This window comes from Streptomyces sp. NBC_00386 (assembly GCF_036063235.1).
Taxonomy (GTDB): Bacteria; Actinomycetota; Actinomycetes; order Streptomycetales; family Streptomycetaceae; genus Streptomyces.
Window position 1 is genome coordinate 1,183,057 of sequence record NZ_CP107950.1, and the last position, 13,505, is coordinate 1,196,561.

Below are 13,505 nucleotides of genomic sequence, written 5' to 3' on the forward strand. Positions count from 1 at the left end.
CCGGCTGCTCGCCGACGGCACCAGCGAGGGCGAACCCTTTTGCCGCCCTTGACCGCGTCCTGCTAGTGCCGCGGCAGGCAACGTTTGCCCGTCAAGGAGCGGCGTCATGGGGGTCCCCCCTGCTCGAGCGAAGCCGAGAGTTTGGGGGAGCGTGCTCTCGGTGTGCCGGCCGGAAGTCCTCGTACTGGATGTACTCGGGCTTTCGGCCAGTGCGGCGAGTGGGGGTCCCCCCTGCTCGAAGAGCTTGGGGGAGCGTGCCGGGCGCCGCGACGGGGCGAACGTTGTCTGTCGCGGCACTAGGTACTCGTGATCCCGTCCGCGCCCCAGCCGGCAGGGCGCAGGATCCCGAGCAGTTGGCGAACCAGCTCCTCCACCACCTCATCCAGGGTCGCGTCCACCCAGCCGGCGTTCCAGTCGTGCAGCAGGCCGTTCACGCTGCCGATGAAGGCGGTGGCGGCCAGCCGGTAGTCACGCGGCGCCGCCTCCCCCCGGGCGATGGCACCCGCCGCCTCGCCGCAGATGAACTCCACCCAGCGGGCCCGGCGGGCGAGCCGCTGTTCCTCCAGCCGCGCGCTCACGCCGATGATCTCCACGAAGGTGATACGGATGCGGCGCGGATCGCTCGTCACGTTCGCCGCGTAGGCGCGGAAGAGAGCGGTGGCACGCTCGGCGAGCGGCAGGTCACCGGCTTCGGCGAGCGCGGCCAGAGCGGCCTGCTCGGCCCAGTCGTTGACCTGTAGATGCAGCGCCGCCAGTACGTCTTCGAGGCTGCGGAAAGCCTCGTAGAACTGGCGCGTGGACAGTCCCGCCGCCTCGCTGAGGGCCGCCACGGTCGTGGACCGGTACCCGGGCCCGGCGCCGAAGAGCTGGAGCCCGGCGTCGAGAAAACGACGGCGGCGCTCCGCCTGCCGCTCCTCCGCCGTCCTGCCGCCGTAGCGGCCGGTGGGCTGTCTGAGCCTGCCCGCCACGTGTTCCTCCCCAGCGCCCGTCACGAACCGGTGTTCCCCCCCTTCCGCGATTTTCTCGTGCACCGACCCTTGTGAAGAGGCTCCCCCAGTCCTTACTTTCCAGTAAGTGAACTTTGAAAGCAGGCATGTTCAGATTCTCGCCTGTCACGCACGTCGCGCACGCACAGCACGCTCCTGGTCCACCGTGCCGTCACCCGCACTCCCCCACTAGACAGGGACCCTCCATGTCCGTCCTCAGAGCCAGACACCTCTGTTCACTCGCCGCGGCCCTCACGCTCACCCTCGGCGGCACGGCGACCGCCGCTTCCGCCGTCGGCGCGCAGGCCTCCGCCACCGATCTGCGGGAGGTGATGTTCGTCGGCAACAACTGGGAAGGCACCTCGGACGTCATCAAGTCCTCCGGCGACTTCGCGAAGATCGGCCGGATCAACGTCATCCCGGACAAGGCCGAACGGCTCGCGGCGATCAACGCCGATCCCATCAAATGGGCCTACTTCATGGGCATCCGGAACGGCGTCGGCGAGGGACACGACCAGTTCGTCGACGACATGTACTCGACGCCGGACGGCCGGTCGGTGGTGGTCTCGCGCCCGAGTTTCGCCGATGTCGTCTCGATCGACCTCGCCACCGGGCGGATCAACTGGCGTTTCGCCGTGTCGGGTTACCGCTCGGACCACATGGCCGTGTCGCCCGACGGCACCCGGGTCGCGGTCTCGGCCTCCACCGCGAACACCGTGCACGTGCTCGACATCACGACCGGCAGGCAGCTCGGCTCGTTCGCGACCGGCGACAAACCGCACGAGAACATCTTCACCCACGACGGCAAGTACATCTGGAACATGGCCATCGGTGACGTCACCACCGCACTGGACGACCCCTGGCTGGACTGGACGAAGGGCGACCGGAAGATCACGGTCGTCGACGCGGCCACGTTCAAGCAGGTCAAGGTGATCGACATGCGCCAGCGCCTGGACGCCATCGGCCTCAGGGACTTCTCCGACGCCGTCCGCCCGGCCGTCTTCTCGCCGGACGAGTCCAGGCTGTACTTCCAGGTGTCGTTCTTCAACGGCTTCCTGGAGTACGACGTGGCCACCGACAAGATCACCCGGGTGAAGACCCTCCCGAAGAACCCCGCCACCAGCAGCGACCGCACGACCTGGGTCAACGACTCGCGCCACCACGGCATTTCGATGAACCCCTCGGGTACCAGGCTGTGCGTCGCGGGGACGATGGACGACTACGCGACGGTCGTCGACCGCGCGACCCTTCAGGAAGGACCGCTGGTCCCCGCCGCCAAGCCGTACTGGGCGACCGTGAGCGGTGACGGCAAGGACTGTGTCGTCTCCGAGAGCGGCGCCGACCAGGTCACCGCCATCGACTTCGAGACCGGGCTGAAGACGGTGTCGGTACCGGTCGGCGACCACCCCCAGCGGGTCCGGCTCGGCCATGTGGAAGCGAACTGGACCGGCCAGGGCGGCAGCTGATGGTCGTTCAGCCGAACCGCGCGGCGGCCCAGGCGGCGAGTTCGGTCCGGGCCCCGTTCAGCAGGGCGGCGGACGGGGCGCTCGCCCCGTTCGTGACCAGCGCGTAGTGCACGGTTCCCGAGCCGGACGCGGTGAGCAGGAGACGGCGACTACCGGTGCCGCCCGGCTCGGGAGCCACGGCGACGGGCGTGGCCGAGGTGTAGGCGGGCGGGGAGACCAGCGCTCCGAGATCGGACACCACCGTCGTGGCCGAGGAGGGGAACGAGGCCGGCAGATGGAGTTCCGTCGGGGCGGACCCGCCGTCGGAGCGCCAGACGAGCAGGCCGTACTGGCCCGTTCCCACCAGCTGGGAGACCTGCGGAAGGGTCGAGGGGACCGGGTTCCAGGTCAGGGTGGTGGAGCCGTCGCGGGAGCGGTCCTCGTAGGTGAAGGCGAGGGCGGAACCCGCGGTGGCGCCGGGATAGAGGCGGTCGAGGAGCCGGGCGTCCTGGCGCAGCACGGCCGTGCCCGAGTCGTCGAGACGCACGGCGGAGAGGTCCTCGTCGTTCCAGGCGTCGGCCGAGGTCAGGACCTTGTCGGGGTTGTCGTTCATCAGCTCGTGGTGCCGGCCGCTGTAGATGTCCCACTGCCACTGGGTACCCGACAGGACCGGTCCGGACGAGGCCGCTCCCGACCACCAGCCGGACCCGGAGAGCCGGGAGTCGAGGGCCTGGTACATCGCCTTGTCGACGGTCGGGGCCTTGTCCGAGACCGTTCCGGAGAGCGGGTGGCCGAACTCGGAGACGAGGGCGGCCGTCCCGGCGGCGGTGGCCCGGTTCCGTACGGTGCCGAAGTCGCCGGTGTACTGGCCGTCTCCCGCCTTGCCCCACATGAGGATGCCCGAGATGGCCTTCTGGTCGTAGAAGTGGGTGTTGAACACATAGCGCGGGCCGAGGGTGCCCGCGTCGAGCAGTCCGCCCTCCTGCTTCTGGGAGGTGATGTTGGCGTTCCAGAAGAGGTTGGGTTCCACGAAGGCGGGCTTGTCCTGCCAGCCGGCCGCGTCCATGCGGGCCCGGAACTTCCCGTAGAACGGCCAGAGCAGGTCGCGTTCCCAGGTGCGGCTGGTCTGGCCCGAGTCGTAACTGCCCGCGTAGGGCTCGTTGTACGGGTCGAAGCCGGCGACGCCCGTGAACTCGGCCGTGGTGAGGTGCTGCCGGACGTACGTCATGGTGGCCTGGGCCGTGGTGAGGAAGGCGTCCTGGAGTCCGTAGGAGTTGTGCCAGAAGTCGTACTGTGCGGCCTTGACGGCGTTGTTCTGGGTGATGTTCTGGCCCCAGAAGAGGCAGAGGCCGCAGGACTCCTGCGGGTAACCGCCCGCGGTCACGGCCCACTTGGGGGCGCCGTCACCCGAGTACCAGCTTCCCTGGTTGAAGAGGTGGCGGGAGTAGAGGTCCTGGTGGAAGTCGGGGAAGACACGGATTCCCGCGTCGAGGAAGGCTCGCATCTGGTCGGTGACCGCAGCGAGATAGGCGTTGTCGACCTGGCCGCGGACCGGTTCGGCGTGCGCCCAGGAGAGCAGGAAGCGCACGGAGTTGCCGCCGCCGAGGGCGCGCAGCGCCGTGGCGGACTTCGCCGCGTCGGCGACCGAGGCGAAGGGCAGTCCGCCGTTCTCCTCCAGCTTGGTCTCGCCGGAGACGTTGTAGCCGCGCAGGACGACCTCGCGGCCCAGGCCGTCGGTGAAGCGGCCGTTCACGACCGTGAGGGTGGCGGCGGCCGACTGGTCGAACCAGAGGGAGTCGGGGAGTCCGTCCGCGGCGGCGGGCCCGGTGCCCGCCGCCGTGAGGAGACCGGTGAGGAGTACGAGGACGCCGAGCAGACGCGCACGTAACTTCGTCATGTCCACAACAGTCCCGCCGGCACCAGGAGCCGTCAACACCTCTGACTCATGAGTAAGTTTCTCGTTTCACCCGCCTGGGCGCACAGGGCCGAGAGCACGGCCGGCCCGCTCACCCTCCGATCCTGCGCGTCAGGTTCAGCAGATACTCCTTGCGGTCCAGCGGGTTCAGATCGGTCCGGGGACGGTCCGGGATCGCGCCCCGCGCCACGGGCGCGTAGTGGTCGAAGGAGCATTCCAGCTCGCCCTCTCCGCGTGTCGGCCCCGGGAGCTGCTGCTCCAGCTCATGCGCCCGCACCACCGGGAGGACCCCCTCCAGCACACACGAGGACCCCTGGATCCGGGTGGTCCGGGGCACCGCCCGCTGCCGGGCCAGCAGGGGCAGCACGGCGCCGAGCGTGTCCGCGGGCACCTCCAGACGGAACGCGTTCATCGGCTCGTACACCTGGGTCCCGGCCGCGCGCAGTGCGGCCGTCAGCACCAGCGGGGTCAGGCCCCTGAAGTCGGCACCCGTGCTGGACATGCTCTTGTCGAATCCCTGGTGGGCATGGCTCTGACGCGGTGAATAGCCCGAGTGCGTCATCGTGACGGCGCAGTCGGTGACCTGCCAGCCGTGCAGCCCCTGTCCCAGCGTCTCCTCGACGGTGTCCTCGACCGCTTTGAAGAACGCGTACGGCATCGATCCGAGCTCGACCTCCAGCCGGAACGCCACACCGGATCCGACCGGTGCCGGGTCGACCCGCAGTCCGACGGTCGCGAGGAAGGGGTTCGGGTCCTTCTTGTTGAACTCGACCGACGCGCCGGTGCCCAGGAGCCGTTCGACACAGAGCGGGGTCGTCTCGCGGAACAGGACGTCGATGCCGAACTCGTCGGCCAGGGTCGCCTGGAGGACCTCCTTCTGGACCTCGCCGTAGAGCGACACGGAGATCTCCCCGCGCAGTTCGTCGTGCCGGAGACCGATCAGCGGGTCCTGTTCGGCGAGTTGGGTGAGCGCCGTGTGCAGCGCGCCCCTGTCGGCCGGACGGCCGGGCGAGACGACGGTCTCCAGGGTCGGCGGAGCGAAGTGGTGTTCGCCCGCCGGCGAGCGTGGCGGTTCACCGATGGTGTCGCCGATCCGGACCGCTCCGAGCCCCCACAGCTTGCCGATGCGCCCCGCGGTCACGCTCGCCTCACGGACCGCCGAGCCCTGGTCGAAGACGCTGATCGCGGTGACCTTCCCCTCCTCACCGTCGCGCAGGGTCAGCCGGTCACGGGTCCGCAGGGTGCCCGAGAACATCCGCGCGTACGCGATCTTCTCCCCGGCCGCTCCCCGCTCGACCTTGAAGACGGTGCCCGACAGCGGCCCGTCCGCGTCCGCCTTCGCCGTGGGCAGCAGCTCCCGGATCCCGGCGATCAGTTCGGTGACGCCCGCGCCCGTCATGGCCGATCCGAAGAACACGGGGTGCACCAGGGCCTGCCCCGTCTGCCGGACCAGTGCCCCGCGCAGACGCTCGTCCGACAGGCCGTCCTCGACGTACGCGGCCAGCAGTTCCTCGTCGTGCCCGGCCAGCGGGTCGAGGAGACGCGGCCGCAGCCGGTCGGCGGGGTGGGGGGCGAAGTACGCGGCCCGCGTGCCGAGTCCGCCGGGCTCGCCCATCGGGACGATCGCCGGGGTGAGGCGTTCGGAGATCCTGTCCAGGATCTCCTCGTACCGGGCCCCGCGGCGGTCGATCTTGTTCACGAAGATCAGCGTGGGAATGCGCAGCCGCTGGAGCGTCCGCATCAGCACGCGTGTCTGCGCCTGTACGCCCTCCACGGCCGAGACGACGAGGACGACGCCGTCGAGCACGCCGAGCACCCGTTCCACCTCGGCGATGAAGTCCGGGTGACCGGGGGTGTCGATCAGATTGACGGTGAGGTCGTCGATCGCGAAGGAGACGACGGCGGATTTGATCGTGATGCCGCGCTGCCGCTCCAGCGCGAGGAAGTCGGTCCGGGTGCTCCCGTCGTCGACGCTGCCGATCTCGTCGATGACCCCGACCGTGTGCAGCAGCCGCTCGGTCAGGCTCGTCTTACCGGCGTCTACGTGCGCCAGGATTCCCAGGTTGAGCATATGCACCGGGTGTCATGTCCTTTGAGATGAGAGTGATTCCTTCCTGGGTGGACATGAACGGTGCGCGCATGTGCTGCTCCTCATCGGTCCCGGTGAACACGTTCCCGTCAGTGCAGCAGGTGGCCACCCGCGACGGCAACGCATTAACGCTCAACGAAACCTCGTCGCGGGGCGGATCCTTGGAGGTGACCGGATCCTGGTCCTTCGAGGTGACCGGATCCCCGGGCGGGCCCGGCCCCGCGGCGAGAGGAGCGGACGATGCGTGACATCCTCCCCGCGCTGTACGAGTGGTACGCGGCCGGATCGCCCTTCGGGCTGGCCACGGTGGTGGCGGTCGACCGCAGCGCGCCCCGCGATCCGGGCGCGGCCATGGCGGTCGGCCCGGGTGACGAGATCGTGGGCAGTGTGTCCGGCGGCTGTGTCGAGGGCGCGGTCTTCGAGCTGGCCCGGGAGGTGATCGCCTCGGGCGAGGCCCGCCTGGAGACGTTCGGCTACAGCGACGAGGACGCCTTCGCCGTGGGGCTCACCTGCGGCGGAGAGATCACCCTGCTGGTCCGGCGGGTGTCGGCCGCCGACGATCCGGCCTTCGCGGCGGTGGCCGAGTCGGTGGCGGCGGGCCGCCCGGTGACGCTGGCGACGGTGCTGGACGGCCCGGCGCCACGGGGGGCGACGCTGGCCGTCCGGCCTGACGAGACCCCGGCCGGGAGCGGGACCCCCGGCTCAACGACCTCCACCGGCCCGGACGGCGCGCCCGGCTCGGTGGGCCCGGACGGCGCCGCCTCCGCCCCACCCGGGCCGACGGACCCGGACACCGGGACCGTCGGGTCGCTCGGGTCCGGGGGGCTGGATGTCGCCGTCGCCGCCGACGCGCGGGGGGAGCTGGCCCAGGGGGCGACGGGGCGTCGGCACTACGGGCCGCACGGTGAGCGGCGCGAGGACGCCGTCACCGTTTTTCTGCACTCCTTCGCACCGCCTCCGCGCATGCTGGTCTTCGGCGCGATCGACTACGCAGCCGCCGTGGCCCGCATCGGAGCCTTCCTCGGCTACCGGGTCACGGCGTGCGACGCCCGTCCGGTGTTCGCCACGCCCGAGCGCTTCCCGGCGGGTGTGGAGGTCGTCGTGGACTGGCCGCACCACTACCTGAGCGGCACGACGACCGACGCGCGCACGGTGATCTGCGTCCTGACCCACGACCCCAAGTTCGACGTGCCCCTGCTGGAGGAGGCGCTGCGCCGCCCGGCCGCGTACATCGGGGCGATGGGCAGCCGTCGCACCCACGACGACCGCCTGGAACGGCTGCGCGCGGCCGGCGTGCCGGAGCACGAGCTGTCCCGGCTGCGCTCCCCCGTCGGCCTCGACCTCGGAGCCCGTACACCGGAGGAGGTGGCCGTGTCCGTCGCCGCGGAGATCATCGCGCTGCGCTGGGGCGGCAGCGGGCTGCCCCTGACAGCCAGGGGCGGGGCGATCCATCCGCGGTGAGCCGCGCCGGGCGACCCGCGTCCAGCGGCCCGTGGCCCGTGGCCCGTGGCCCGTGGCCCGTGGCCCGTGGCCCGTGGCCCGTGGCCCGTGGCCCGTGGCCCGTGGCCACGGGATCAGCCGCTGCGCGGAGGCAGCCGGTGCAGGGTCACCTCGGTGAGCCGGCCGTCGTCAGTCACCGTCGCGGTCATGTACGTGCAGTACGGCTCGCGGCGGCGGTCGGTCGGTGAGCCGGGGTTGAGCAGGCGCAGGCCGGTGGGCGCGGTGCTGTCCCAGGGAATGTGGCTGTGGCCGAAGACCAGCACGTCGAGGTCGGGGAAACGCCGCGCGCAGCGCTGTTCGCGCTGTTGCGCGGAGCCGGTCTCGTGGACGACACCGAAGCGCAGGCCGCCGAGCTCGGCGCGGACGGTCTCGGGGAGGCGGGCCCGCAGACCGGGGCCGTCGTTGTTGCCGTACACGCCGATGACCCGCCGGGAACGGGCCTCCAGCAGGTCGAGGGTGGCGGTGTCCACCCAGTCGCCCGCGTGGATCACGACGTCGGCCGACGGGAGTTCGGCGAGCAGCGCGGCGGGGAGTTCCCTGGCCCGCTTCGGAAGGTGGGTGTCGGACATGAGCAGCAGACGCACGGCCTCACCTCCTCAGTCGAGCGAGATCTCGCTCCAGACCTGCTTCCCGCCGCTCACCGGCACCGTGCCCCAGGCCGCCGACGTCGCCTCGACGAGCAGGATGCCACGGCCTCCGGTGGCCTCCCAGCCGATGCTGGTGGGCTTGATCGGCGTACGGGGCGAGTTGTCGGCGACCGCGATGCGCAGGCGGTGGTTGATGAGGGTGAGGTCGAGCCTGACCTTGCCGTCGGTGTGCACCAGGGCGTTGGTGACGAGCTCCGAGACGATCAGCAGGGCGGTGTCCGTGTACTTGCCGACGCCCCAGCTCCGCAGGGCGCGCCGGGTGTAGCGGCGGGCGTGCCGGACCGCCTCGGGGACCCGCCAGACGGTCCAGCTCTCGCGGAGCGGCAGTACCTCCATGCCGTCGTACCGCATCAGCAGGAGGGCCACGTCGTCGCTGCGGTTGGCGCCCGTGAGCAGTTCGTCGGCGACCAGACCGAGGTGGGCGGGGTCGGAGCCGGCCAGCCCCTCGGCGAGACGTTTGAGGCCGTCCTCGATGTCGACCTCGACGGACTCGACCAGACCGTCGGTGGTCAGCGCGACGATGGTGCCGGGCCGGAGCCGCAGCGGGCTCATGGGGAAGTCGGTCTGGCGGATGACGCCGAGCGGCGGTCCCGTCTCCGAGTCGGGGACCTCGGTACGGCCGTCCGGGTGACGCAGCACGGGCGGGATGTGTCCGGCGCGCACATACCAGGCGGACCCCTCCTCCATGTCGACGTCGACATAGCAGCAGGTGGCGAAGAGGTCGGTCTCCAGATCGAGCAGGAGCCGGTTGGCGTGCGAGACCACCACGTCCGGCGGGTGGCCCTCGACGGCGTAGGCGCGCAGGGCGGTGCGCATCTGGCCCATGAGGGTCGCGGCCGAGGCGTTGTGTCCCTGGACGTCGCCAATGACGAGGGCGACGTGGTTGTCGGGCAGCGGGATGACGTCGTACCAGTCGCCGCCGACGTCCAGGCCGGAGGTGGTCGGCAGATAGCGGGCGACGGCGACCGCGCCGGGCAGCCGGGGCAGCCGTCGTGGGAGCAGGGTCCGCTGGAGCATGCCGATCAGTTCGTGCTCGGCGTCGAAGGCGTGGGCGCGTACCAGGGCCTGCCCGGCGAGACCCGCGGACGCGGTGAGCAGGGCCCGCTCCTCGGGGCCGAACTCGTGCGGGGCGTCCCAGCCGATCAGGCAGGCGCCCGCCATGCGGCCGCCCGCGGGCAGCGGCAGGACGGCGAGGCCGCCGGGGCCGACCTCGGCGAGCGCGGATTCCAGGTCCGCGCCCGCGGGCCAGATGGCGGGCCGCCCCTCGTTGAGGGCCGCCGCGAGCGTGGGCATGGCCCGGACGGGCGCGTCGGGCCACTCCGAGCGCCATTCACTGCGCCACAGCTCCGGCCAGAACTCCGGCTGAGGCGGGTCCAGAAGCGTGACGACGAGACGGTCGCCCTCCAGCTCGGCAACGGCGATCCGGTCGGCCTGGAGGGGTTTGCGCAGGGCGGCGACGACGGCCTGGCCGACATCGCGGACGGTGCCGGCGGTGGCCAGCGCGGCCGCGAGACGCTGGACGCGGCCCACGTCGCTCAGGCCGGAACGCAGCTTGGAGGCGTCGGAGACGATGCCCACGAGCCGTGCGGGGCGGCCCTCGGCGGAGGGCAGCAGCCGGGCGCGCAGCCGCAGCCACTTGTGTCCGCCGGACGGCTGGTGGATGCGGAACTCCAGCTCGCGTTCACCGATCGACATGTGGTCCGGTTCGACCGCGGACATCAGGGCCGGGAGGTCCTCCGGCACGGCCATGGACAGCAGGGTCTCGACCTTGCCGTCGAAGGTGGTGGGGGACAGTCCGAACAGGTCGAGCACCTCGCGGTCGACCTCGACGTGCCCGGTGTCCATGGCGAGGCTGAACGCGTTGGCGGGCAGGTCCGCCGCGTTGTCCGGCGGCGGCGCGGGCGGGCAGACCACGGCATCGGCGAGCAGCCCGAGGCAGGCCCGGTCCTCGGGGCCGAAGCCGTCGGGGCTCTCACTGGCGGCGACCAGGCAGCCGTTGTCCCCCAGGGGCAGCACGGCCAGTGAGAAGTCCTGGGAGGCCAGTCGCCGGGCGTCGGCGCAGCGCCCGAGCTCCTCGGGTCCGAGCCAGCACGGCAGTCCCGAGCGCAGGGCCTCGGCGGCCGGGGAGCCGCCGGACAGGGGGTAGCTGTCGCGGAGCCCGTACAGCGTCCTGGGCACCCCCGCGGACTCGGCCAGCTGCAGTTCACCGCCGCTCACACTCGGTGAGTACACGGCGGCCACGGTCGCACCGGTGAAGACGAGTGCCTGTTCCAGCAGGCGGTGCAGCCGTTCGCGTGGGTCGAGATCCGCGGTGAGCGTCTTCAGGGCAAGTTCGGCACGCGACCTTCTCGTTCCGCGTTCCGCAGCACCCTCACTGACCACGCCGTCATTACAGCGCTTCCCGGGCTCGGGCGCAGCCCCTGTGACCGTTCCGAACGCGCCGGGCCTGCGGCGGAGCCCATACGGGACGGCCGATCCGACGAAAGCGGATCCGTCGTGGTTCATGTCGTTCGCACCGTGCTCTCATGACGAAGGTGACGGTTCGCGTCCCGGCCGGGCGGGACAGCGGCTCGCCGGGCCGCGGGGGCGGGCCGGCTCGCCGTGCGGGATCGACCTCCAGGGAGGAGCCTTGTCCCCTGGAGGTGCGGAGTCGTGGACGGCCCCGCGAGGAGGTGGTCGCCGTGTCCGACGGGCAGGAGGCCGCGCAGGCGCCGGCGGGCCGGCCGGCCCCGGTGGGACGTCCGCTGCTGTCGCTGACGCTGGCCGCGATGCTGGACGACGTGGACGCCCACTCGGGAGCCCTCTATCTACTGTCCTCCCACGAGCCGGTGCTGGAGATGGCGGTGTCCGCCGGGCTGCCACGGGCCTTCGCCGCGCCGTGGGAACGCGTGGGGCTGAACGCGCCGATCCCGGTCGCCGAGGCGGTACGGGAGCGGCGGCTGATCTGGGTGGGCGGCGAGCACGAGATGGCCCGCAGGTACCCCCGGATCGCGGTGGTGCTCCCGTATCCCTTCGCTCTCGTCGCGCTTCCGGTGGCGACGCCCGCCACGGTGTACGGCGCCGTCTACGTGACCTGGCCCGGCTCGCATCCGCCGGACCTCTCCGACCGGGAGCGTGATCGCCTCACCGCGGCCTGCCACCGGCTCGCGCTGCGTCTGGAGCGTGCCGCCGCGGAGAACCGGCCGCTGCACCCCGAGCCGGACCTGCTCACGCCGTCGGCGGAGGCGCCCGGCGGCACGCTCGGTTCGGTGGAGGCCACGCGGATGGTGGGGCGGCTGCCGTACGGGCTGTGCTCGCTGGATCTGCACGGGCGGGTCGGCTTCGCCAACGCGGCGACGGCCGAGCTGCTCGGGGTGCCCGTCAGCCGTCTCCTGGGCACCCAGCTGTGGGCGGCCGTGCCCTGGCTGAACGACCCCGTCTACGAGGACCGCTACCGGGCGGCGCTGATCAGCCAGCACGTGACCTCCTTCGTCGCCCTGCGTCCGCCGGGCGACTGGCTCTCCTTCCGCCTGTATCCGAGTACGAGCGGGCTGAGCGTGCGGATCTCGCGGGCCCGCCCGGTGTCCGAGATGACGCGGGCGGGCCCGCAGCGGCGCGACGGCAGCCCCCGCCTGGTGACGATCTCCCATGTGCTGAGCCTGGCGAGCGCGCTGACGGAGGCGGCGGGCGTGCAGGACGTGGTGCAGCTGGTGGCGGACGAGATCTCGCCGGCCGTCGGCAGCCAGTCCCTGGTCGTCCTCGCCAGCCGGGCGGGGCGCATGCACGTCCTCGGGCATCGCGGTTATCCGGACGCGCACATCGTGGAGCGCTTCAACGGGCTGCCGCTGAGCGAGCAGACCCCGGGCACCCAGGCGCTGAACACCGGTGTGCCCGCGTTCTTCGACTCGCGCGAGCAGCTGGAGCGGCTGTATCCGTCGCGGAACGCCACGCCCGACGGCATGGGCGCGTGGGCGTATCTGCCGCTGGTGGCCTCCGGACGGCCGGTGGGCACCTGCGTCCTCGGGTACGCGCAGTCCCACCACTTCGCGCCCGACGAGCGGGCGGTGCTGACCAGTCTGAGCGGTCTCATCGCCCAAGCGCTGGAGCGTGCCCTGCTCTACGACGCGAAACTCCAGCTCGCACAGGGCCTTCAGGCCGCGCTGCTGCCGTCCTCGCTCCCGCCGCTGGCCTCGGTCGAGGCGGCGGCACGCTATCTGCCGGCGACCCAGGGCATGGACATCGGCGGGGACTTCTACGACCTGGTGTCCTCGCACGGCCGGGCGGCGGCGGTGATCGGGGACGTGCAGGGGCACAACGTGACGGCGGCGGGGCTGATGGGGCAGATCCGTACCGCGGTCCGCGCGTACACGGCGGTCGGCCAGGCGCCGGAGGAGGTGATGGGGAGCACCAACCGGCTGCTCATCGACCTGGGCGCCGAGCTGTTCGCCAGTTGTCTGTATCTGCGCCTGGACCCGGCGCGCGGGGTCGCCGTGATGGCCAGGGCGGGGCATCCGCCGCCGCTGCTGCTCCGGCCGGACGGCAAGGTGAAGGTGCTCGACCTGGCCGGCGGGCCGCTGCTGGGGATCGACCCCCACGCCGTCTATCCGACGACCGCGGTGCCGCTCGTCCCGGGATCGGTGCTCGCCCTGTACACCGACGGTCTGATCGAATCCCCCGGTGTCGACATCGAGGACGCGCTCGCCGACCTCGCGCGACGGCTCGCCGCGAGCGGGCACCAGCCCCTGGACGAGCTGGCCGACACTCTGCTCCAGCAGGGCGAGGAGAGCACGCAGGAGCGGCCCGACGACGTCGCCCTGCTTCTGCTGCGGGTACGGCCGCATGGTGGGAACGGCGCCGTATGAGGAGCGGTCCGACCCTCCCGCCGGAGGGCCGGACCTGTCCACTGTCGACCGGAATTCCCTGTTCCGTTGGCCGGTCAGTGGT

General features: G+C 71.7%; 8 protein-coding genes. 3 read left to right on the top strand and 5 right to left on the bottom strand.

Features of this window, described 5'->3' with window-relative positions; all coding sequences use genetic code 11:
• Positions 1–296: 296 nt before the first annotated feature.
• A complete protein-coding gene (locus OG780_RS05060) occupies positions 297–968 on the bottom strand; it encodes a TetR/AcrR family transcriptional regulator (protein ID WP_328445095.1) in 672 nt (223 codons plus the stop codon).
• 224 nt (positions 969–1,192) lie between these two features.
• On the opposite strand from OG780_RS05060, the gene OG780_RS05065 reads away from it, so the two are divergent.
• Positions 1,193–2,452 (top strand): YncE family protein, encoded by a 1,260-nt coding sequence (locus OG780_RS05065; RefSeq protein ID WP_328445097.1) that lies wholly within the window; start codon positions 1,193–1,195, stop codon positions 2,450–2,452.
• Between the two features lie 7 nt (positions 2,453–2,459).
• Here the strand turns inward: OG780_RS05065 and OG780_RS05070 are convergent, their stop codons facing one another.
• A complete protein-coding gene (locus OG780_RS05070; RefSeq protein WP_328445099.1) occupies positions 2,460–4,328 on the bottom strand; it encodes a cellulase family glycosylhydrolase in 1,869 nt (622 codons plus the stop codon).
• A gap of 109 nt (positions 4,329–4,437) precedes the next feature.
• On the bottom strand, positions 4,438–6,423 hold the full coding sequence (locus OG780_RS05075) for a translation factor GTPase family protein (protein WP_328445101.1): 1,986 nt from the start codon (positions 6,421–6,423) through the stop codon (positions 4,438–4,440).
• Between the two features lie 252 nt (positions 6,424–6,675).
• Between OG780_RS05075 and OG780_RS05080 the strand changes: the two genes are divergently transcribed.
• On the top strand, positions 6,676–7,896 hold the full coding sequence (locus tag OG780_RS05080) for an XdhC/CoxI family protein (RefSeq protein ID WP_328445103.1): 1,221 nt from the start codon (positions 6,676–6,678) through the stop codon (positions 7,894–7,896).
• Between the two features lie 113 nt (positions 7,897–8,009).
• Here OG780_RS05080 and OG780_RS05085 read toward each other — a convergent pair whose 3' ends face one another.
• Positions 8,010–8,519 carry a metallophosphoesterase family protein gene (locus OG780_RS05085; RefSeq protein ID WP_328445105.1) on the bottom strand — a complete coding sequence of 170 codons (510 nt, stop codon included), beginning with the start codon at positions 8,517–8,519 and terminating at the stop codon, positions 8,010–8,012.
• A 12-nt stretch (positions 8,520–8,531) separates the two neighbouring features.
• Positions 8,532–10,964, bottom strand: coding sequence for a SpoIIE family protein phosphatase (locus OG780_RS05090; RefSeq protein ID WP_328445107.1), 2,433 nt, complete (start codon positions 10,962–10,964; stop codon positions 8,532–8,534).
• A gap of 290 nt (positions 10,965–11,254) precedes the next feature.
• Here OG780_RS05090 and OG780_RS05095 point away from each other — a divergent pair, with 290 nt between their 5' ends.
• Positions 11,255–13,423, top strand: coding sequence for a SpoIIE family protein phosphatase (locus OG780_RS05095; protein ID WP_328445108.1), 2,169 nt, complete (start codon positions 11,255–11,257; stop codon positions 13,421–13,423).
• The last annotated feature ends 82 nt before the right edge of the window (positions 13,424–13,505 follow it).